Origin of the sequence: Curtobacterium sp. PhB78, from assembly GCF_003751685.1 — a bacterium.
Lineage (GTDB): Bacteria > Actinomycetota > Actinomycetes > Actinomycetales > Microbacteriaceae > Curtobacterium.
Genome location: NZ_RKIA01000002.1, coordinates 63,361 through 84,600 on the forward strand (window position 1 = coordinate 63,361; position 21,240 = coordinate 84,600).

At 71.0% G+C, this 21,240-nt stretch carries 20 protein-coding genes and 1 pseudogene; 9 read left to right on the forward strand and 12 right to left on the reverse strand.

Going from position 1 to position 21,240, the window contains the following annotated elements:
• Window positions 1-18: 18 nt before the first annotated feature.
• Complete coding sequence (locus tag EDF53_RS04100; protein WP_123292396.1) at window positions 19-3,513, forward strand: TM0106 family RecB-like putative nuclease; 3,495 nt, start codon at window positions 19-21, stop codon at window positions 3,511-3,513.
• A gap of 10 nt (window positions 3,514-3,523) precedes the next feature.
• Here EDF53_RS04100 and EDF53_RS04105 read toward each other — a convergent pair whose 3' ends face one another.
• Complete coding sequence (locus EDF53_RS04105; protein ID WP_148058265.1) at window positions 3,524-4,135, reverse strand: hypothetical protein; 612 nt, start codon at window positions 4,133-4,135, stop codon at window positions 3,524-3,526.
• On the opposite strand from EDF53_RS04105, the gene EDF53_RS18930 reads away from it, so the two are divergent.
• Window positions 4,119-4,514, forward strand: coding sequence for a hypothetical protein (locus EDF53_RS18930; RefSeq protein WP_148058266.1), 396 nt, complete (start codon window positions 4,119-4,121; stop codon window positions 4,512-4,514). The genes EDF53_RS04105 and EDF53_RS18930 overlap by 17 nt on opposite strands.
• A gap of 80 nt (window positions 4,515-4,594) precedes the next feature.
• On the opposite strand, the gene EDF53_RS04110 is transcribed toward EDF53_RS18930, so the two are convergent.
• From EDF53_RS04110 to EDF53_RS04125, 4 genes are all read right to left on the reverse strand, one after another.
• On the reverse strand, window positions 4,595-5,011 hold the full coding sequence (locus EDF53_RS04110) for an SseB family protein (RefSeq protein WP_185020939.1): 417 nt from the start codon (window positions 5,009-5,011) through the stop codon (window positions 4,595-4,597).
• Between the two features lie 104 nt (window positions 5,012-5,115).
• The gene (locus tag EDF53_RS04115; RefSeq protein ID WP_123292399.1) at window positions 5,116-5,919 is read right to left on the reverse strand and encodes an SDR family oxidoreductase; all 804 of its coding nucleotides are present in this window, start codon (window positions 5,917-5,919) and stop codon (window positions 5,116-5,118) included.
• 77 nt (window positions 5,920-5,996) lie between these two features.
• Window positions 5,997-6,662 (reverse strand): GPP34 family phosphoprotein, encoded by a 666-nt coding sequence (locus EDF53_RS04120; RefSeq protein WP_185020940.1) that lies wholly within the window; start codon window positions 6,660-6,662, stop codon window positions 5,997-5,999.
• 76 nt (window positions 6,663-6,738) lie between these two features.
• Window positions 6,739-7,653: an HNH endonuclease family protein gene (locus EDF53_RS04125; RefSeq protein ID WP_123292401.1), complete on the reverse strand. Its 915-nt coding sequence runs from the start codon at window positions 7,651-7,653 to the stop codon at window positions 6,739-6,741.
• A gap of 56 nt (window positions 7,654-7,709) precedes the next feature.
• Between EDF53_RS04125 and EDF53_RS04130 the strand changes: the two genes are divergently transcribed.
• Entirely contained in the window at window positions 7,710-8,486 is a 777-nt protein-coding gene (locus EDF53_RS04130; protein ID WP_123292402.1) for an aldo/keto reductase, read from the forward strand.
• A 13-nt stretch (window positions 8,487-8,499) separates the two neighbouring features.
• Here EDF53_RS04130 and EDF53_RS04135 read toward each other — a convergent pair whose 3' ends face one another.
• A complete protein-coding gene (locus EDF53_RS04135; RefSeq protein WP_148058268.1) occupies window positions 8,500-11,964 on the reverse strand; it encodes a DEAD/DEAH box helicase in 3,465 nt (1,154 codons plus the stop codon).
• 127 nt (window positions 11,965-12,091) lie between these two features.
• Here EDF53_RS04135 and EDF53_RS04140 point away from each other — a divergent pair, with 127 nt between their 5' ends.
• Complete coding sequence (locus tag EDF53_RS04140) at window positions 12,092-12,289, forward strand: hypothetical protein (RefSeq protein ID WP_123292404.1); 198 nt, start codon at window positions 12,092-12,094, stop codon at window positions 12,287-12,289.
• Window positions 12,290-12,305: 16 nt separating this feature from the next.
• Here EDF53_RS04140 and EDF53_RS04145 read toward each other — a convergent pair whose 3' ends face one another.
• Window positions 12,306-13,733 carry an amino acid permease gene (locus tag EDF53_RS04145; protein ID WP_123292405.1) on the reverse strand — a complete coding sequence of 476 codons (1,428 nt, stop codon included), beginning with the start codon at window positions 13,731-13,733 and terminating at the stop codon, window positions 12,306-12,308.
• Window positions 13,734-13,944: 211 nt separating this feature from the next.
• Between EDF53_RS04145 and EDF53_RS04150 the strand changes: the two genes are divergently transcribed.
• Complete coding sequence (locus EDF53_RS04150; RefSeq protein ID WP_123292406.1) at window positions 13,945-14,436, forward strand: DUF427 domain-containing protein; 492 nt, start codon at window positions 13,945-13,947, stop codon at window positions 14,434-14,436.
• 25 nt (window positions 14,437-14,461) lie between these two features.
• On the opposite strand, the gene EDF53_RS04155 is transcribed toward EDF53_RS04150, so the two are convergent.
• A complete protein-coding gene (locus tag EDF53_RS04155) occupies window positions 14,462-14,797 on the reverse strand; it encodes a hypothetical protein (RefSeq protein ID WP_148058269.1) in 336 nt (111 codons plus the stop codon).
• A gap of 76 nt (window positions 14,798-14,873) precedes the next feature.
• Here EDF53_RS04155 and EDF53_RS19605 point away from each other — a divergent pair, with 76 nt between their 5' ends.
• The 3 genes and pseudogenes from EDF53_RS19605 to EDF53_RS04170 all read left to right on the forward strand — a co-directional run bounded on the left by EDF53_RS19605 (window position 14,874) and on the right by EDF53_RS04170 (window position 16,494).
• Window positions 14,874-15,254 (forward strand): hypothetical protein, encoded by a 381-nt coding sequence (locus EDF53_RS19605; protein ID WP_123292408.1) that lies wholly within the window; start codon window positions 14,874-14,876, stop codon window positions 15,252-15,254.
• Window positions 15,221-15,739: pseudogene (locus EDF53_RS19525) on the forward strand (DUF6264 family protein); the annotation flags it as partial. The gene EDF53_RS19605 and the pseudogene EDF53_RS19525, both read left to right, overlap by 34 nt.
• 317 nt (window positions 15,740-16,056) lie before the next feature.
• Entirely contained in the window at window positions 16,057-16,494 is a 438-nt protein-coding gene (locus EDF53_RS04170; RefSeq protein WP_123292410.1) for a hypothetical protein, read from the forward strand.
• A 28-nt stretch (window positions 16,495-16,522) separates the two neighbouring features.
• Here the strand turns inward: EDF53_RS04170 and EDF53_RS04175 are convergent, their stop codons facing one another.
• Together EDF53_RS04175 and EDF53_RS04180 are read right to left on the reverse strand one after the other, a co-directional pair.
• Window positions 16,523-17,143 carry a hypothetical protein gene (locus EDF53_RS04175; RefSeq protein ID WP_123292411.1) on the reverse strand — a complete coding sequence of 207 codons (621 nt, stop codon included), beginning with the start codon at window positions 17,141-17,143 and terminating at the stop codon, window positions 16,523-16,525.
• A gap of 267 nt (window positions 17,144-17,410) precedes the next feature.
• Window positions 17,411-18,865, reverse strand: coding sequence for an APC family permease (locus EDF53_RS04180; protein WP_123292412.1), 1,455 nt, complete (start codon window positions 18,863-18,865; stop codon window positions 17,411-17,413).
• Between the two features lie 98 nt (window positions 18,866-18,963).
• Between EDF53_RS04180 and EDF53_RS04185 the strand changes: the two genes are divergently transcribed.
• Window positions 18,964-19,392: a DUF6892 domain-containing protein gene (locus EDF53_RS04185; protein WP_123292413.1), complete on the forward strand. Its 429-nt coding sequence runs from the start codon at window positions 18,964-18,966 to the stop codon at window positions 19,390-19,392.
• A 21-nt stretch (window positions 19,393-19,413) separates the two neighbouring features.
• Here the strand turns inward: EDF53_RS04185 and EDF53_RS04190 are convergent, their stop codons facing one another.
• Together EDF53_RS04190 and EDF53_RS04195 are read right to left on the reverse strand one after the other, a co-directional pair.
• A complete protein-coding gene (locus EDF53_RS04190; RefSeq protein ID WP_123292414.1) occupies window positions 19,414-20,040 on the reverse strand; it encodes a uracil-DNA glycosylase in 627 nt (208 codons plus the stop codon).
• Window positions 20,037-21,239 carry a glycosyltransferase gene (locus tag EDF53_RS04195; protein ID WP_123292415.1) on the reverse strand — a complete coding sequence of 401 codons (1,203 nt, stop codon included), beginning with the start codon at window positions 21,237-21,239 and terminating at the stop codon, window positions 20,037-20,039. Before EDF53_RS04195 ends, EDF53_RS04190 begins: the two co-directional genes overlap by 4 nt.
• Window position 21,240: the final 1 nt, after the last annotated feature.

Here is a 21,240-nt window from a genome sequence, read left to right on the forward strand (position 1 = left end):
GAGAACAAGGGGAAACGCATGCAGATCGGCGTCGACGGGCACGTGCTGCTCAGCCCGAGTGACCTCAGCACGTGGTCGGCCTGCGAGTGGGCGTTCCTGCGCCGGCTCGACGTCAAGCTCGGTCGGGGCGAACCCCTGCCCGAGGCGCATGACGACATGCTCGAGCGCACCGCCCGGCTGGGGGACCAGCACGAGCTCGACTACTTGGACATCCTCAAGCAGACCCGCGACGTCGTCGAGTTCGACCGCCCCTCCCCGCCGGACTACGCACGCGCCGCAGCCGAAGCGCGACAGGCCTTCGCCGACGGCGCCGACGTCCTGTACCAGCCGACGTTCCACGCGGCGCCCACGACGGGCAGCCCGGGCTTCATCGGCTTCGCGGACTTCATCATCCGCAACGACCAGGGCGAGTACGAGGTCTACGACACCAAGCTCGCCCGGCACGCCAAGATCAGCGCCCTGTTGCAGCTCGCCGCCTACGCGGAGCAGATGCAGGCACACGACATCCCCACCGGGGCGCAGGTGCACCTGGTGCTCGGCGACCGGACGACGACCACGCACGACCTCGCCGACATCGCGCCGGTGTACCGCACGCAGCGCGCCGAGCTGCAGCGGGTCATCGCCGAGCGGATCGCCGCCGACGCCGAACTGCAGTGGGGCGACCCGCGGTACTCCAGCTGCGGGCGGTGTGCCGTCTGCTCGACCCAGGTGGCCGAGCACCGCGACCTCGTCCTCGTCGCCGGCATGCGCCTGGAGCAGCGGGCGAAGCTCATCCAGCACGAGGTGCGGACGATCGACGACCTGGCGGTCCGCACCCGGGCAGTGCCGGGCTTGTCCCGCGCGACGCAGGATCGGCTGGTGCGCCAGGCGAGCCTCCAGATCGAGACGGAGACCGCCCGACGGAACGGCGCCGACGGGCCGGACCAGCCCGCGAAGCCGCGCTTCGAGGTCCTCGATGCCCGCGCGCTCGATGCGATCCCGGCCCCCGACGCCGGCGACGTGTTCTTCGACTTCGAAGGCGACCCGCTGCACACCGAGGACGGCGTGCACTGGGGCCTCGACTACCTGTTCGGCTTGGTCGACGACCGCGCGGAGTTCACCGCGTTCTGGGCGCACACGATCCGCGACGAGCGAGTTGCGCTGGAGCAGTTCCTCGCGTTCATCGAGGCTCGTCGGCAGCAGTACCCGGGCATGCACATCTACCACTACGCCGCCTACGAGCGGACGCACCTGCTGTCGCTCGCCGCCCGGCACGGGGTCGGTGAAGAGGCCGTCGACGACCTGCTGCGCGCTGGCGTCCTGGTCGACCTGTACCCGATCGTCCGCAAGGCCCTGGTCGTCGGCAGCCACAGTTACTCGATCAAGAAGCTCGAGCCGCTGTACATGGGCGACGACCTGCGCGAGAGCGACGTCACGAACGCGGCCGACAGCATCACCGCCTACGTCGACGCGATCGAGGAACTCCGCAACGGGGACCCCGCCGCCGGCCAGCACATGCTCGACGAGGTCGCCGACTACAACGCCTACGACTGCCGCTCGACCCTGCGCCTGCGCGACTGGCTCCGGTCGCTGCGCACCGACGACCCGGACGCAGCCGATCCGGCACTCGAACTCGAGATCCCGCCGATCCCCGTCGAGCGCGAACCGAACCCGGTGTACGTCGCGCTCGCGTCGCACCTCGAGGGTGTCGACGCCCTCGACCGCACGCCCGACGAGACCGCGCTGGCGCTCGCCGCAGCCGCGATCGACTACCACCGGCGCGAGGCGAAGACCTTCTGGCAGGACCACTTCGACCGCCTGCGCAACCCGGTCGACGACTGGGCCGACACCCGCGACGTGCTCGTCGTGGAGCGTGCGTCCGTCGAGCGGGACTGGGACACGCTACCGCGTGCCCGCTCGCAGTCGCGGGATCTCCGGTTGTCGGGGACGCTCGCGCCCGGTTCGCGGCTCCGGCCGGGAGGCACGCCCCACCTCGTCTACGACGACCCGCTTCCGCCTTCGGTCGTGTCTCCGGGCCCCGGGTCGAAGGGCGCGTCATCCCGCGCCGTGATCGTGGACGTGTGGGACAACGGCGACGCCGTCGAGGTGCTCGTGAAGGAGGGGCTGCCCGTCGGGGCGGAACCGCACCACGAGTTCCCGGTCGCGCTCGCGCCGTCGGCACCGCCCCGAGCGAAGCCGCAGCCCGAGGCGATCGCCGAGTGGGGACAGCAGGTCCTCGACGAGCTGCCCTCGATGGTGTCGGACCCGGCCTTCGACCTGCTGCGCCGGGTGCCGCCACGCGGAGCGATCGTTCCCGTGCAGGGCGACGACACGGTGTCCGCCGTGGTGGCGACGCTGCGCGGCCTCGACCACTCGTACCTGGCGATCCAGGGGCCTCCCGGCACGGGCAAGACCTACGTCGGGTCGAACGTCGTCGCACGGCTCGTCCGCGAGTACGGCTGGCGCGTCGGCGTCGTCGGGCAGTCCCACGCGACCTCGGAGAACTTCCTCTCCTCGGTCGTGAACGCCGGCGTGCCCGCGGACCGCGTCGTGAAGGTGCCGAAGTCCGGTGCGACCGAGGACGAACTCGACGCCGCCGCGTGGACGCCCGTGAAGAACGGTGCTGCCGTCGCCGCGTTCCTGTCGTCGTGCGAGGCCTCCGGCACCGGCGGCGTCGTCGGCGGGACCGCGTGGACGTTCGCGAACGCGTCGACGATCGAGCGCCGCTCCCTCGACCTGCTCGTCGTCGACGAGGCCGGGCAGTTCTCGCTCGCGCCGACCATCGCGTCCTCGATCGCCGCGACCCGACTCCTGCTGCTGGGGGACCCGCAGCAGCTCCCGCAGGTCTCGCAGGGCTCGCACCCGGAGCCCGTCGACGAGTCCGCGCTCGGCTGGCTGGCGGACGGCGAGCACGTCCTGCCGCCGGAGTTCGGCTACTTCCTGGCCCGCACCCGTCGGATGGAGCCGGCGCTCACCGAGTCCGTCTCGGCGCTGTCCTACGACGGGCAGCTCGCGTCGATGGTGTCCGGTCGGCACCTCGACGGCATCGACGCGGGCGTGCACACCGAGCCGGTCGTGCACGCGGGCAACACGACCTCGTCACCAGAGGAAGCCGCCCGTGTGGTGGCCCTCGTCGGCGATGTCGTCGGGCGGACCTGGACCGACGGCTCGGACGCTCGCGCCCTGACCGACGAGGACGTCATCGTCGTCGCCCCGTACAACGTGCAGGGTGCCCTGATCCGTCAGGAGCTCGACCGTGCAGGCTTCACCGGTACCCAGGTCGGCACGGTCGACCTGTTCCAGGGCCGCGAGGCCGTCGTGTCGATCGTGTCCCTGGCAGCGTCGAGTGCAGCCGACATCCCGCGCGGGCTGGACTTCCTGCTCATGCCGAATCGGCTGAACGTGGCGATCTCGCGGGCGAAGTGGGCGGCGTACCTCGTGCACTCGCCGGCGCTGACCACGGGGCTCCCGCCCTCGATCGCCGGCCTGTCGCTGCTGTCCCGCTTCATCGAGCTCGTCCAGCCCCGGCAGTGACCGGCGTGCGTCAGCCCGATTCGACCGTGCCGACCGTGGAGCTGTAGGTGGCGACGGCACCGAACTCGGCGCCGATGATCGTGACGGACCACGCGGAGCCGTCCGGTGCGACCGAGTAGAGCACGCGGGCGCCGTCCGGAACGGCAGCGAGCCCGGTGCCGTCAGGCAGCAGGATCCGCTCCGGCGTGCTCATCCCGACCGACAGCGACGGTGGGAACGGACCGGTCCCGAACGACTGCTTCATGACGAAGGCGAGCGTTCCGGCGCTCTGCACGACGGCCGACCGCTCGGTGTCGGCAGTCGTCGCCGCTGGTGCTGGTGCTGGTGCTGGTGCTACTGCTGGCGCTGCGGTCTCCGCCGGTGCGGCGGGTGCCGACCGTTGCGGAACCGCCGCCGCGTCGATGGAGGCGCTCCGGCTGTCGAGGGGGAGCGAGAGCGCCGGCAGGTGGACGCCGGAACCGGCCAATGCCGACCCGATGACCGCGTACGCCATGAGCGCCGTCCCGACGCTGCCGAGGATCGCCCCTCCGCGACCGAACGCTCGCGAAGCAGCCGATCGCCATCGTGCGGTCTTGACGGCCTGCACGCCGAACACGATCGCCGAGATGCCGATGGTCGACACGATGAACCCTGTCTGGATCCCCGACTGTTGCGGCTCGACGAGCGCGACGACCACGCTGCCGGCACCGAGCAGCACGGAGAGCGTCGCGAAGGCCCAGGGCCTCGTGCGCCTGCGTGGCGTCGCGTTCAGCAGCGGCGATGGTGCGTGGAGTGTCGGCAGCCTGCGCGCACCACTTCGCGAGGGCCCTGACGAGTACTCCGGAGGGGACCAATCTCGTGGTCCAGGCCCGCCCAACGGCATCGTCGTTCCCCCGTCCGTTCAGTACGACGAACCCATCCTGGCGGTCGACGCGGAGGTGAGCGATCCCCAGAACTGGGTTGACGGGCTGGCCACGGCTGAACCCTGCGGGCCGGTACGATCACGGGTTCCCGGCGCTTGATTGGTATGCCTATTCTAGCGTTCGTCGAGTGGCGACGGCGTGCCGCCGGCACCTGCCCCCGCACTCGCTCGGAAGGGGCCTCAGTCGTCGGCCGTCGGGACGCCACCCTGCATCTGGACCCGCATCTGGGCGAGGACGTCGGCGTGCAGGAAGTTCGCCGCCTCGGCACTCGTCGGGTCGACCACGATGCCGAACTCCTCGGGCAGGGCGGTCACGAGCTCGGACATCGGAACCGGACGCCCCTCGGCCTCGGGCAGGCCAGCGGAGAGTTCGGCGGGGTCGGTGAAGACGGGCACGAACGGCTTGTCACGGATCATGACGTGGGCGACGCTGCCGGCCTCCGGTGTACCCGATGGCTTCCACGGCACCCACGCCGCGCTGCGCAGGAAGCCCGCCGGCGAGGCTGCCATCCGGCGGCGGAGTTCGGCGGCCGCGGTGGGCGGGGCCTTGTCGACGCCTCGGCCGAAGGCGGATCCGTTCGTCTCGTCGTTGCTCACGCCGACCATGCTGTCACGCTGGACGGACACGGCGGGGCCGAGCCGGGCCTCCAGGTCGTCACCCGGCGCACGAGGAGGTGCGCCGGGCGTCGGACCGGTGCGGCTCAGTACGCGGCCGACTGCCCGCCGTCGATCGGGACGACCGTCGCGTTGACGTAGGACGCGTCGTCGGACAGCAGGAACGCGACGACCGCGGCGATCTCGGGGGCTTCGCCGTAGCGCTTCGTCGGGTTGACCTGGATGAACTCCTCGGCGGCCTTGCGGGGGTTCTCCGCGTCGAGCTGCTTCATCGAGTTCTCGACCATCGGCGTCCAGATGGCGCCGGGGGCGATGGCGTTGATGCGGATGCCGTAGCGGCCGTACTCCACCGCCGAGTTGCGGGTCAGGCCGACGACACCGTGCTTGGCGGCGGCGTACCCGGACTGGTTGCCGATGCCGCGGATGCCGCCGACACTCGCGGTGTTCACGACCATGCCGGAGCCCTGCTCGCGCATGACCTTGAGCACCTTCTCGAGTCCGAGGAACACGCCGCGCAGGTTGATCGACACGACCTTGTCGAACTCGGCGGCGGTGAACGACTCGGTGGGGTTCTGCTTGCCCTCGATGCCGGCGTTGTTGAAGAAGCCGTCGATGCGGCCGAAGCGCTCGGCGGTGGCTGCGACGTAGGCGTCGACCTGTGCCTCGTCGGACACGTCGGCAACGGTGGTCAGGACCTGGGCGTCGGGGGTGGCCTCGAGCACGGCGGCCTTCGAGGCCTCGAGTCCCTGCTCGGAGACGTCGACGAGGGAGAGCGCAGCGCCCTCGGCGGCCAGGCGGACGGCGGTTGCACGTCCGAGGCCGGAGCCGCCGCCGGTGATGAGGACGACGCGGTCGGCGAAGCGGGACGTGCTGGTGCTGGTTTCGGGCATGGGGAGGCCTCCTGAGGTCTTCGGCGATGAATTCCCTTTAGGCTACACCTGTCGTTTTGCAGGGTGTGCTGGCGACGTCAGCTCGTGATGACCGTGGTCGTCGTCGCGGTGGTCGCCGCCATGATGACGATCATCGCCGCGGCCTGGATCTCCTCGAGCACGGCCTTCACCGCAGGGCTCGCCCAGGTGCCCGAGGTGATCTCCTTCACCAGTCCCTTGTCGACCGCGCCGAACTGCTTGCGGAGCGTGTTCGTCGCGTCGAGCAGCCCGATGACCGCAGCGGAGAACGGTGTCGGGGTCGCCCGCCGAGCCAGGACGTCCGCGATGCCGGATCGCAGCAGTGCCTCCGGAGCTCCGTCGCGCTCGGGGTGCTTCGTCGTGGGGAAGAGCCCGAGCACCTTGCCCTGCTCGACCCTGATGATCCCTTGCTCGACGAGTCCGGCGAAGACGTCGTCGCGGAGCCGCTGCTTCCCGAGCCGGCTCACCCACCACTTGGCCTTGCGGGGTGCGCCGGACGCCGCGATCGAGCCGACGACACCGTCCAGCACCGGGTCGCCCGTGGCGGCGCCGTCGACGACGGTGACCAGGCCGTTCTGCAGCGAGACGGCACCGCGGAGCGCGAGGTCGGCGAGGACCGCTCCCGCGAGACCGGTGTCCAGCGTCTGCCCGTCGAGGGACTTCCGGCCGTCGGGCTCGACCTGGAGGAGCGCGAACGCCTGCGGGACCGTGAGTTGCTCAGCCATGTCCGCAGCCTGCCACGCGGGGCGGAGGTGCGCCGGGCCTCCAGGTCGACACTCAGCGGCGGCAGACCGCCCGACGTCAGCAGGCGCCGAGCACCCGCTCCATCGCATCGCGCTCGGCCGGCGCGACCCACAGGCGGTACTCGGCCTTCACGGACACCTGGTGCTCGATGTAGGTGCAGCGGAAGGCCTTGTTCGCGGGCAGCCAGGTCGCGGCGTCGCCCGAGCGCTTCTGCGAGTTCGACCGGCCGTCGACGGCGAACAGGTTCGACGGGTCGTTCGCCAGGGCCTCACGCTCCGATTGGCTGAGCTGCTGGGCACCGGTGCGCCAGGCGTTCTCGAGCGCGACGACGTGGTCGATCTGCACGAGGGTCGAGGTCGTGTTGCCGCGCACGAAGTCGATCGTCGCGCCGGTGTACGGCGAGACGAGCGTGCCGGTCACCACCTTGCACGGCCCCTGGCGCACGATGCCGCTGAGGTCGCGCGCGAGCACGTCGTTCCGGGTGTCGCAGCCGTTGTGGTCGACGTCGATCCACGCGCTGCCGAACTCGCCGGTGCGGTCGTAGCCGGTGCCGGCGGCCTTGCCCTTGACGGGCAGCGTGGCGAGGAGCGCGCGGGCGTCCGCAGCGTCGGTGTCGGTCGACGTGCTGACGGTCGGGTCCGTCGGATCCGTCGAATCTGTCGGACTGGAGGCCCGGCTCGGCTCCGGTGCGTCGCTCTCGGTGCCGACCGTGGCCGTGGCGACCGCCGTGGGCCCGGCAGCCGCGTCGGCGTCCGGTCCGAGGACGCCGGTGGCGTCGAGCGCGTAGCCCCCGACCGCGAGGGCCAGGACGACGAGGACGGAGGTGAGGCTGATGCGGGTACGGCGGCGTCGGCGGGACGTCATGGGTGCGTGGAACTCCTGGTGGGGCGGCGGTGCAGCGGTGCGGTGGTGCTGTGGTGCGGTGGGGCCGGCCGGGGTGGCCTCGACGATCATGGCGGAGACCTCGGACATGGCCGTGGACCGCCACACTCTGAACCGATGCGCAACCACGGCGTAGACAGGTCCGCATGACCGATTACGCGAATCCGTCCGTGTCCGTCACCGGTGGGTCGATGCCGCTCCTGGGCTTCGGCACCTGGCAGATCCCCGACGGCGAGGCCCCCGCCGCCGTCGGCGAAGCACTGGCGGCCGGGTACCGCCACATCGACACCGCCACCGGCTACAGCAACCAGCGCGGCGTCGGCAAGGCCCTGGCCGAGTCCGGCCTCGCCCGCGACGACGTGTTCGTGACGACGAAGTTGCCGCCGGACAACGCCGACCGCGTGCGCGAGACGATCGAGGAGAGCCTCGACCAGCTCGGCCTCGACCACCTGGACCTCTGGCTCGTGCACTGGCCGCCGAACGGCGAGGCCCGCCCGGACGTGTGGGAGCAGGTCGTCCAGGCACAGGCCGACGGACTGACCCGAGCCGTGGGTGTGAGCAACTACTCGCTCGACCAGATCGACGAGCTCGTCACCGCGACCGGCACCACCCCGGCCGTGAACCAGATCAAGTGGAGCCCGGTCGAGTACGACAAGACCATCGCTGACGGGTTGGCCGAGCGCGGGGTCGTGCTCGAGGGCTACAGCCCCTTCAAGGCGAGCAACCTGCAGGACCCGACGCTGCTCGACATCGCCACCGCGCACGACGCCGACAGCGCCCAGGTCATCGTCGCGTGGCACGTCGCGCACGGCTTCGTCGTCATCCCGAAGTCGTCGAACCCGGAGCGCATCCGGTCGAACGCCGCCGGTGCCCGCATCGAGCTCGCGGCGGACGAGGTCACGGCGATCGACGCGCTCGCCTGACCGCTCCCGCGCGTCAGGCGAGCAACGAGCGGATGTCGTCGGCCGTCAGGTCGTCGGCGAACAGGGCGTCATCGTCGATCATCGTGGCGAACAGCTCGGCCTTGCGCGCGGCGAGGGCCAGGACCTTCTCCTCGATGGTGTCCTCGGCGATGAAGCGCTGCACGCTCACCGACCGGGTCTGCCCGATGCGGTGGGTCCGGTCGACGGCCTGCGACTCGGCGGCGGGGTTCCACCACGGGTCGAGCACGAACACGGTGTCGGCCTCGGTCAGGGTGAGTCCGAAGCCGCCGGCCTTCAGCGAGATGAGGAACGCGGGCGCGGCGCCCTGCCGGAAGCGCTCGATGACCTCGGGGCGCTTGCGGGTCGAGCCGTCGAGGTACTCGTAGCCGACGCCCCGTTCGTCGAGGGCATCGGACACCATCCGCAGGAACGACGTGAACTGGCTGAACACCAGGGCGCGTCGGCCCTCGGCGGCGAGCTGCTCGAGCTCGTCGAGCAGCAGGTCGAGCTTGGCGGACGGGATCGGCGTCGACGGCGACAGGGGCGAGTCCGACCCGTTCGAGACCAACGCTGGCGACAGCGCGAGCATCCGCAGCAGCGTCAGCGACCGGAACACGATCATCCGGTTCTTCGACAGGTCGTCGATCAGGTCGAGGACCTTCAGTCGCTCGCGGTTGAGCGTGCGCTCGTACAGCTCGCGGTGCGCGGGGTCGAGCGTGACGCGGACGACCTGTTCCTGCTTCGGCGGCAGGTCGGCGGCGACGGCCTGCTTCGTCCGGCGGAGCATGAGCGGCCGGATCCGCCGCCGGAGCTTCGCGGTGAGCTGCTGGCGCGCTTCGCCCCGGAGTTCGGGGGAGGCAAGGGGCTTCACGTAGTCGTCGCCGAACCGGGTCCAGGTGGACAGCAGCCCGGGCGCGACGATGTGGAACAGCGCCCACAGGTCGGTCAGCCCGTTCTCGAGCGGGGTGCCGGTGATCGCGAACTTCACGGGTGCCTGCAGCTCGGACGCCACCCGGTGGGTCTGCGACTGCGGGTTCTTCACGAACTGCGCCTCGTCGAGCACGAGCGCCGACCACGGCAGGTCGGTCCACGCCTGCGAGTCGAGCCGGAGCAGCGCGTACGAGGTGACGACGACGTCGGCCTGCGAAGCCGTGCGGGCGACGAGTCCGGGGTCCTTCAGCGACGTCGAGGTGACGGCCGCCACCCGCAGTGACGGCGTGAACTTCGCCGCCTCGGCCACCCAGTTGCCGACGACCGAGGTCGGCGCGACGACGAGGAACGGCGGCCCGTCGGGTTCGGCGGCACGACGGGCCGCGACCATCGCGAGCACCTGCAGTGTCTTGCCGAGGCCCATGTCGTCGGCGAGCACCCCGCCGATGCCGTGCGCCGCCAGGAACGACAGCCACGCGTACCCGGCGTGCTGGTACGGCCGCAGTTCGGCGTGCACGGTCTCCGGCACCGGGACGTCACCCGGGGGAGTCGCACCCGTCAGCCCCGCGGTGATCGCCTGCCAGCGTTCGTCGTGCGAGGTCTCGTCGGCGAGCAGGTCGAACTCGGTCCACAGCCCGGCCTGCAGCGGCGTCACCTGGATCGGCTGGTCGGGCGCCCACTCGTCGAGGTCGCGGGCCTCGTCGATGAGTTCTTTGAGTCGGTCGAACGCGGGGTCGGCGAGCGACAGGTACGAGTTGTCGACGAGCTTGAGGCGTCGCTGCCGGCCGGCCAGAGCGGTGAGCAGGGGCGTGAACGGGATCTGCTTGCCGTTCACGCTCACGATGATGCCGAGGTCGAACCAGTCGTGCTTGTCCGACGGCATCGTCGTGACGCGGATGTGCGGCCGCCCGCTCAGCCGCTCGTAGTCGAGGCGCTCACCCTGCACCACCGTGCGGACGCCGAGCGCCGGCAGCTCGGGCAGGAACTCGTTCGCGAACACCGCGACGTCGGCCCCGTCGATGGTGCCGTCCTGGAACCAGTCCAGTCCGCCACCGGGTCCGGCAGGGCGGACGGGAGGCTCGCCCGCGGTCGCGTCGTGGGCTCGCGCTGTCGACGTGGCGGGTTCCAGGGCCGCGGGCGCGTCGGCGTCGGCGGTCGCCGCCTCGGTGCCGGCTGGGTCGTCGGTGCTGGCCGGAACGTCGGTGCTGGCTGGATCGTCCGCGGCGCGGAGCCCGGACAGGTCGGGGAGCGGGCCGTGCAGCGAGACCGGGTCCTTGCGGCCGTCGACGTGCCAGCGCCAGTGCAGGTGCACCCGGTCGTCGGTGCGGGGTGCCCTGGCGGGCTCGAACGTCGCCGTCAGCACGAGTTCGGGCGGGGTGCGCTCGGGCAGCTCGACCGAGCCGTCGGAGCTGACGAGCCCGAGGGCACCGCGCAGCCGGGGCGACCAGTCGGCCAGGAACTCGTCGACCTCGGCCGTCGGCACCGTGATGCGGGTGCCCTCGAGGAGCATGCGCCGTTGGTCCTCGGGCACGGGCGCCGGGGTCGGTGCGAGCCCGACCGTGAACTCCGGGCTCTCGCGGAACACGTACACGCCGTGGTCGCCGACCATCCGCGCGGCACCGGGGACCACCGGGCGGCCGTCGAGGACCGCGCTCGCACCGATCACCACGGCGTCGTCGTGCCGGGCGACACCGGGCCGAGAGACATCGAGCAGCACCTGGGCCTGCTCGCCGAGGACCACTCCGCCCTCGCGCTTGCCGGTGACGAAGGCGATGTCGAGCCCCGACGCCTGCCGGAGCAACGGCCACAGCAGCGGGCTGCGGAAGTCGTCGAGGTGCAGCCAGTCGCTCTCGCCGGGCAACCCCGCGAGCTGGCCGGCACGGTGCAGGGCCGCGAGCTGCATGAACCACCCGTGCTGCTCGGCGCCGAGGCCCAGGCGGTTCTGCGAGTAGGGGAGCGTGCCCCAGGTGAGCTGCCCGCGCACCCAGTTGCCGGCGTCGCTGCGGGTCACCGGTCGGACCCCGAGCCGGACCGTGCGAGACGGCGCCGGCAGGGCTCGGCCGGCGGCCCGGGCGCGGGCCGCGAGGGCTGCGGGGACCGCGTCACGCAACTCGAACTGCAGACCCATCCGGGTGCCCTGCGGGGTGACCGCCTGCTCGTCGTCACCGGCGAGGCGGGCGAGGTCGTGCCTCCAGTCCGAGGGCGGCGGAGCCGGCGCTTCCGGACGCGGGCCGGCGTTGGCGGCCAGGGCACGCGCGTTGATGGTGAGCAGTGCGGCGGCCACGTGCTTGCAGTCGCCGCCGAGGGGGCAGCTGCACGTGCTGCGGACCGGGCGGATGAAGTCGCCGCGCGCCACGGTCATGTCGATGCGGCACTCGTACGGGTCGTCGGCGGTGCCGGAGACGGTCGCCGTGACGGTGCCGTCGTCGGCGTTCCAGACGGAATCGTCGACCAGGCCGGCGCGGACGACGTCGCGTGCGCGGCCGAAGGTCTGCGGCCCGACGAAACGGATGACGTCGACGGCGTCGATCATCGGGGCTGCTGGCACGGGTCAATCGTGCCAGGTGCCACCGACGCGCGGAGCCGCCGAACCGAACGGCACACATCGAGCAGGGCTACCGTCTGCGTGGACGGGCGACGACTGTTCGTCGCTCTCCACTCGATTGGACACGCTCATGCCGGACCGCTTGCGGTGGGTGCACGACTCCGCAGACCACTGGAACGTGTGGCTCGGCTCCGAGGTCGTCTGCGACGTCACCCGGACGGACCAGTTCACGGTGGACTCGCCGGACCACTCGATCAACGGGGCGCACTCGTCGCTCGAGAGCGCTGCGGCGCAGGTGCAGGGCTGGGTGCGCTGGAGCGGACGCTAACCCGCCCGCCCGCTCGCTACGGCTTCGTCGCGTCGGTCGGCTCGCCGGCCGCCAGCTTGCTGTGCTTGCGGGAGTAGCCGAAGTACACGCCCAGGCCGATCGCGAACCAGACCGCGAACCGCACCCACGTCTCCCACTGCAGGAACGTCACGAGCCACAGCGACGCGATGACGCCGATGATCGGGATGACGGGCATGAACGGCAGCCGGAACTGACGGTCGAGGTCGGGCTGGCGGTAGCGGAGCACGATCACCGCGGAGCAGACCACCACGAACGCGAGCAGGATCCCGATGTTCGTGAGTTCGGCGACGACGCCGATGGGCAGGACGCCCGCCAGGATCGCCGACGCGATGCCGAGGATCCACGTGACGCGGGTCGGGACGTGGCGCTTCGGGTCGGTCTTCGAGAACCACTTCGGCATCAGGCCGTCACGACTCATCGAGAACCAGACGCGGCTGGCGCCGAGCATGAACGTGACGAGCACCGTGACGATGCCGACGATGGCGCCGATCGCGATGACGTTCGCGACACCACCGAGGCCGACCGACGCGAACGCCGACGAGAAGCCCGAGGCCGGGTCGATGTCGGTGTACTTCTGCATCCCGGTCAGCACCAGGGTCGCCAGCACGTACAGGACCATCGAGATGCCGAGGGACAGCAGGATCGCCTTCGGCATGTGCTTCCGGGCGTCGACGGACTCCTCGGCCGCGGTGGACATGGCGTCGTAGCCGAACACCGCGAAGAACACCGTCGCGGCACCGGTCATCACACCGCCGAACCCGAACGGGAAGTACGGGGAGTAGTTCGCGCTGTTGATGTGGAACACGCCGAGCACGACGATGAGCACGACGAGTGCGACCTTGATGCCGACGGCGACGAACTCGAACCGGGCGGCGCTGCGGATGCCGCGGGTGAGCACGAACGCGGTGACCAGGCACAGGATGATCGCGAAGACGTCGATCACGTGGCCGTCGCCGGTGCCGGGTGCGCCGAGCATCCACGCGGGCAGGTCGATGCCGAACTGGCCGACCAGGAACCCGACGTAGCCGGAGATGCCGATCGCGACCACCGCCACGATCGCGGTGTACTCGAGCAGCAGGTCCCACCCGATGAACCACCCGACGATCTCGCCGAGGACCGCGTAGCCGTACGTGTACGCGCTGCCGGCCTTCGGGATGAGGCCGGCGAACTCGGCGTACGACAACGCTGCGGCGGCACTCGCGACGCCGGCGACCAGGAAGCTGATGAGGACCGCGGGACCGGCGACGCCGTTCGCCACGGTGCCGGCGAGGGTGAAGATCCCCGCGCCGATGATGCCGCCGATGCCGATCGCGGTGAGCTGCCAGAGGCCGAGGTGCCGTTTCAGGCCACCCTCGGCTCCGGTGTCGTCATCGATCGTCTCGATGGGCTTCCGTCGGAAGAGCGTGCGTGTCGTCGTCGTCACCCGCCCATGGTGCACCTTGCGGCGGCTCCGCGCGCGGGCGGCCGGGCGGCCGGTCGGCGGGCCGAGACTCGGGCTGAGCGACAGTCCTCGCGCCGCCGGGCCCGTGAAGTGTCGCTCACCCCGAGACTCGGGGCAGCCCGGCCGAGACTCGGGCCCGCCCGCCCACCCGCCCGCCAGCCCGACCGCAGCCGCACGGCGTAGACACGAGCCCATGCGCCATCCCACACGGATCGAACCCGGCCCCGGACAGGAATCGGTCTGGGACTACCCCCGCCCGCCCGCCGTCGAGCCCGTCACCGCCCGCGTCGTCGTCCGGTTCGGCGGCACCGTCGTGGCCGACACCACCGACGCGGTGCGGGTCCTCGAGACCTCGCACCCGCCGGTGTACTACCTGCCGATGGCCGACCTCGACCTCCGCCCCGCCCAGGGGTCGAGCATGTGCGAGTTCAAGGGCCGGGCGCGGTACTTCGACGTGGTCGGCGGGGACGGCACCGTCGCGAGCCGCGCTGCGTGGAACTACCCGACGCCCGAGCCCGGCTACGAGTCGCTCCGGGACCGCGTCGCGATCTACCCGTCGGCGATGGACTCGTGCGAGGTCGGCGGCGAGGTCGTGCAGTCGCAGGACGGCGACTTCTACGGCGGTTGGATCACGTCGGACGTCGTCGGACCGTTCAAGGGCGCGCCCGGCACGCTCGGCTGGTGAGCCGTCGCTCGGCTGGTGACCCGCGTCAGCGGTTCGCGTAGGGCGACCAGAACGGGGGCGGGAACGCGCCGGCGGTCGCGATGACGAGCAGCTGCCAGACGATCATGGCCAGCCCGGCCGCGCCGATCACGATGCCGATCCACGCCCAGACCTGCACTGCCCGGCGACGGCGACCGGCGATGACGATCGCGCGCCAGCCGCTCAGCACGCAGACGATGCCGAATGCCGCACCGAGCAGGACGTGCCGGACCGTGCCCTGCGCCGGCACGATGATGCCGAGGTAGAACGCGACCGGGCCGAGCAGCACGGCGAAGGTCGCGGGGGCTGCTGGCGGTTCGTGGTCCCGAGAGGGTGCTCCCATACGTCTGAATGTACCGAGCCGGTCGGGTTCCGTACACGTGCGAGCACCGTCGCCCGGGAGCAGGCACGATGGAGGCATGCGTTCCTTCCTCCGCGTCCTGCTCGGCCTGGCGCTCGTGTTCGCCGGCACGAGTCACCTCACCTTCGCGCGCAAGGAGTTCACGGCCCAGGTTCCGGAGTTCGTGCCGCTCTCCGAGGACGCCACCGTGCTGGCCTCGGGTGTCGCCGAGATCACCCTCGGTTCGGCGCTCGTGCTCGCGCCGAAGCCGGCCCGGCGCTTCGTCGGCTCCGTCGCTGCGCTGTTCTTCACGGTGATCTTCCCCGGCAACCTGTCGCAGTGGGTCAACCGCCGCGACGCGTTCGGCCTGGACACCGACGAGAAGCGCGTCGCGCGCCTCTTCGGGCAGCCGCTGCTCATCGCCGCGGCCCTCTGGTCCACGCGCGGCCGGCGGTCCTGATGGACGCGCCCGCCCGGTCGTCCGGTCCGGCCGACGCCGGTTCGGCGCCTCGGTCGGGTCCGGAGTCGGTTGCGGGGGCGCGTCTCGATCCGCTCGGGTCGGCTCCGGCACGGTTCGGACGGGAGGCCCGTCACCCCCTGGCAGGGCGCCGCCGCGTCGCGGACATGGTCGCCTCCATCGCCCTGCTCGTGGTGCTCACGCTCGAAGCGTTGGCAGCGGGGTGGGGCATCAAGCTCATGTCGTTGGCGTTCGTGTCGTGCGCTGCCCCGGGGAACACCTGCAACGTGGGGCTCGGTGACTCGGTCGTGACGGTCGGGCCGATCCTGATCGCGCTGGTGCTGGTCGCCTCGATCGTGGTGTGCATCCTGCGGCTGGTGCGGCGTCGGCTGGCGTGGCCGGTCGTGCTCGTCGGGATGGCCGCCGTCGTCGCGGTGTTCTTCGCGGCGCTGCTGCTCATCGAGAGCTCGGTGACGCACGGCATCTAAGGGGCGCTGCCGTCCCGAGGTTCCGAAATCTCGGCATGTCGGCGCCCTGTTCGTCGACGTCTGGAACCTCGGCGATCAGCGTGCGGCAGGTCGTGGAACCTCGCCGAGCCGGTCGGGTTCGGACTGGAGGCCCGTCCAGCGTCGTTCTCGCGCTGGTCGAACCCGTGCACCGCGACGACCGCGGGGGCGTCGCGATCGCCGAAGTCGGACGGCTCGCGGCCTCAAGTCGTCCTCCACAGGTGGCTGCGGCGGCGAGGTTGTCCACAGATGCACACGGCGGCCGTCGGTGGGCGGGCCGGGTTCGCGACGCTGGAGTCATGCCTGACACCGACACCCTCGACCGCCTCATCCGAACCCCTGTCCGTACCGACGACGACGTCGTCCAACTCGTCGCCGCCCTGGTCGACCGCCCGGTGCGCCGGCAGTGCTGGGTGGTGTTCCTCGACGAGCTCGGGATGTCGATCCCGTTCCTGCTGCCCATCGCGGACCTGCCCTACCAGCCCGACGAGCACGTCAGTGACTTCGCGTCGTTGATCTCCGAGATCGTCGGACAGCTCGGTGCGGTCGACGTCGTCCTCGCGTGGGAGCGGCCCGGTGTCGACCGCGTGCACCCGGTCGACTGGGAGTGGGTCGACGCGTGCGCCTGCGCCCTCGACGAGCACGCGATCCGGCTGCGGGCGCAGGTCATCGTCCACGACGGCGGTGCCGCGATGGTCGAACTCGACGAGCACGACCAGGACCAGGACGTCGCGTGACCGGCGGGCCCGGCGGTCGCGTGACCGGTCAGCCCTGCGGGGCGGTGTCCGGCACGGTCTCGCCCGTCAGCCCCTCGACGACGGCCTTCGCCGCGGGCCAGGACTTCGCGTAGTGCTCGGGGTCCGAGTTGATCTGTACTGCGTGCGCCATCTGCGTCGGCGTCATCGTCTTCCAACCGGGGACCTTGACGAGCTTCGCGTAGAACATCGACGCCGCCGTGTACGGGTCCATCCGCTGCTCGTACGTGCCCCAGGCGCCGTTGTCGCGCTGCTGGAACAGTCCGCGGCTGTCCGGCCCCGCGGCGTCGCCGTGGTCCAGGTTCACCAGGCTCGACTCGCCGATCGCCGTCATGACCCCGACGGCCTGGGTGTGCGGCCCGATGCCGACTGCCTTCGCGGCCTGGATCACGGACGCGGCGTTCACCAGGCGGTCCTGGCAGAAGCCCGCGATGGGGCCGGCGGGGACGACCATGCCGCCGACGGTCTTGGAGGCGACCTTCGGGCACGTGGGGGTGGCGTCGGCGGCGCTGGACTTCGCGATGCCGGCGATCGAGTTGACTGCGATCACGATGAGCACCACGACCCCGATACCGACGACCACGATGCCGGCGCCGAACACCGACGCGAGCGTGATGCCGACACGGCGCATGACGGGACCTCTCGACGGACGGGGTGGGGCAGGCGGAGCACGACGAGCGTACGGGCGCCGCCTGGGAACCGCACCCGCCCGATCGGGGGCCGCCGTGACGCACTGACGGTCCTGGTGCACCGAACACGGGGTTCGTGAACCAGGACCGTCAGCCGCGACGTCAGCGTCGGCGTCGGTGCGACCTGCTCCGACCCCATCCGCCGGCGGAAAGGGAGATGAGCGCGATGGCGGCGATGACGATCGTCCAGATGACGGCGGTCGCGTCCATCAGACGTCGCGGTGGTCGTGCGGCGGGTGCTGCACCTTCGTCGGTTCGGTGACGAGTCCGGTCGGGGCCTTCTCGGGCTGCTTGCGACCGTGCGTGAACCAGGTCAGGATCCACAACAGCACACCCAGGGCCAGCAGTGCACCGGCGATCTGGTACTGCTGCGGGTCACGGCCGGACGAGAACGGCAGCACGAGCCACAGACACGTGATGATGCCGATGACGGGGATGATCACGCCGGCTCGGAAGTGCTTGTGGTCGACCTTGTCGCGGCGGAGTACGAGCACCGTCAGGTTCACGACGGCGAACACGGTGAGCAGCAGGAGCGAGGTCGTGCCACCGAGGACCACCACGATCGGGGAGTCCGGGTCGAGCGAGACCCAGCCGATGAGCAGCAGGGAGATCGCGGTGGTGAAGACGATCGCGTTCGACGGGGTGCGACGGGCGGGGGAGATGCGGGCCAGGAAGCCCGGCAGCACGCCCTGCTTGCTCATGCCGTAGAGCAGTCGCGACGCCATCATCATGTTGATCAGGGCGGTGTTGGCCACGGCGAACATCGAGATGAACGGCAGCAGGTCGGCGATCGGGAAGTCCGGGGCGGCGGTCTGCACGACGGTCACGAGCGGGGTCTCGTTGCCGGCGAGCTCACCGATCGGCACGACGGCGACGGCGCAGATCGACACGAGCGTGTAGATCACGGCCGTGATGCCGAGGCCGGTGAGCATCACCTTCGGGAAGATGCGCGAGGGGTCCTTGGTCTCCTCGGCCATGTTCACCGAGTCCTCGAAGCCGACCATCGCGAAGAACGCCAGCGACGTCGCCGTGGAGATCGACATGAGCAGGGTCTTGTCCTCCGGGGTCTCGAACATCACCACCCGCGAGAAGTCCGCGTTGCCGCCTGCGATCGCCCAGAAGCCGATCAGGATCACCATGACGAGACCGGACAGCTCGACCAGGGTGAGGACCACGTTCGTCTTCACGCTCTCACTGACGCCGCGGAAGTTGATCGCCATCACCGCGAGCATGAAGCCCATGGCGATGAGCATCACGACGGCGTTCGGCAACTCGAGGCCGAACCCGACGCCGAGGTTGGCGGCGAACGCCCGCGACGCCGTCGACGCCGAGGTGATGCCGGAACACATCACGATGAAGGTCACGATGAAGGTGATGAAGTGGACGCCGAACGCCTTGTGCACGTAGAGCGCAGCGCCCGCGGTCTGCGGGTACTTCGTGACGAGTTCCAGGTACGAGAACGCCGTCAGCAGGGCGACCGCGAAGGCGATGAGGAAGGGGAGCCACGCTGCTCCTCCGACCTCTGCCGCGACCTGACCGGTGAGCGCGTAGACACCCGTTCCCAGGATGTCGCCGACGATGAACAGCAGCAGGAGCTTGGGACCGATGACCCTGCGGAGCTCGGGCTGCTCCTGCTGTGGTCGGTCCGTCTTGGTGGTGGCCATGCGTCACCCTTGCGCGCGAGACGCCTTGCTGTCTAGTCCCACAGGAAGGTTTCTCGCGATCGCAACACGGTCGCTCGGCGACGGATACTCTCCGGGCCATGGACCACGAGTCGAACACCACCGAAGAGCCCGTCGAGTTCGCCGACTTCAACGCGAAGCTGCTGGTGCTCGACGTCCTCTGCTACGACCTCGACGTCCTCGACCCCTACGACCCGGAAACGGCCGACGAGACGGACGAGGACCTCGACGTCGACGGCCAGGACGACCGGGCTCGTGAGTACTACGACGACCTGGAACTCCTGCCGTCGCACCTGTCCCTCGTCACGGAGATCACCGTCGACACCGAGCTCGAGGTGCTCCAGGACGTGCACCCCGGGTGGGAGGGCTCCGACGACCGCTTCGACCCGCAGAACTGGGACGACGTCCTCGACCTGCCGGCACTCCGCACCGTGTACGCAGCTGCGCCGCTGCCCGCCCACGTCGCCGAAGCCCTGGCCGCGAAGGGCGTCGAGGTCCGCTCAGCCTGACGGAGGGACCGGCGCAGTGAACTACAGCGAGCGGTCCAACGCTCGCAGCTGCTCGGTGAACTGCTTCGCGCCACCCTGCGCAGGGTGCCGGACGGCGATCGCCTCGATGCCGGCCAACGCGAGCGCACCCTGGGCCTTCCGCCCCACCGCGACGACCCGGACCCGGTCGACGCCACCGAGGGCATCGAGCAGTGCGAGGGCGACGGGTGCTCCCGACCGCACCTCGGCCGGACGGGGTGTGCGGTTCGTCAACCGGTCCGGGGCGACGAACGGGTGGTGCGGGAAGATCGCCCACGCCACGGGGAGCGGCCCGGCCCAGTCGGACAGTGCCGCCTGCACCACGCGCGATGAGGCCTCCCACGGAGCGGTCGGCTCCGGCGGCACCAGGTAGTCGTCGCCGAACCGGTCCGTCCCGAGCTCGCGCATGCTCGTGAACGGGATGCCCGTGTTCGTCATGCCCCGCCACCCGGGCGCCTCGGCCACGAGCAGGGTGTCCGCCGCCGGCCCGAACTGCTCCAGGTACCGCTGCAGGTTCGACCGCCGCAACCGCCCCTCGGCCGAACCGAGGTCGTAGAGCGCCTCGGCGTCCGCCTCCACCGGCACGGCGTCGAGCGCTGCCCAGAAGACCGTCGCGTCGAAGTGGCTCACGAGCGACCGAGCACCCGGCGGTACACGTCCTCGAGCCCCGAAGCCGACCGCTCCCAGCTCAGACGCTCCGCGTGCTCCCGCCCGGCCGAGGACAGCGCGGCCGCGTACCCGGAATCCGTCAGGATCCGCTCGATCTCGGCAGCCCACACCGACGGCTCACGGGACTCGAGCACGACACCCGTCTCACCGTCGACCACGGCCTCACGCAGGCCCCCGGCAGCCGCGGCCACGACCGGCACCCCGGACGCCGAGCCCTCCAGCGCCACGAGGCCGTACGTCTCGGAGTGCGACGGCACCAGCACGGCTGCCGCGCCACGGAACAGGAACGCCAGGTCGGCACGCGACTGCGGCCCGATGAAGGTGACGCGGTCGGCGATGCCACGCGCGGCGGCGAGCCGACGCAGTTCGTCCACGTAGTCACCCGCCTCGCTCGAGGCGTCCCCGGCGATGACCAAGGTGGGACGGGCCTCCTGGCTGATGCCCGCGATCGCCTCGATGGCCAGGTCGAGTCCCTTCAACGGCTGCACGCGAGCCGCCGCGACGACGTAGGGCGTGGCAGCCCGGCGCGCACCGGCGGCCGCCGGACGGAAGACCGACCCGTCGACCCCGGGCGGCACGATCCAGATGCGCGCGTCGGCACCGCCGAGCCGCGTCCGGACCGTCGATGCCTCGGCTTCGGACACCACGACCACCGCATCGGACTCACGCGCCAGCTGCTGCTCGCCCGTGATGCGCCCGGCGGACTCGGGCCGCTCACCCTCGGACAACGGCGTCTCGGGGTCGGCGGCGATCGAGTGGAACGACTGCACGTGGGGGATGCCACGCTGACGGGCGACCGGCAGGGCAGCGGCACCGGAGAACCAGTGGTGCGAGTGCAGGACGTCGAACGGCCCGAGCTGCTCGAGCTCGTGGCGGAACGGCTCGATGAACGCGTCGTGCTCGCCCTTCGGCACCGGCTCCGCCGGACCCGCCGACAGGAACCGCAGGCACACACCCGGCACGAGCGACACCGAGTCCGGCTGCGTCGGCGCCGAACGCCGCGTGATGATGTCGACGTGGTGGCCACGATCGGCCAGCGCCTCGGCCTGGTGCCGGACGACGACGTTCATGCCGCCGACCTCGCCCGAGCCGGGTTCGTCTCCGGGGGAGGTGTGCAGCGACACCAGCCCGATGTGCAGGGGTTCGCTCGTCGTGCTCACC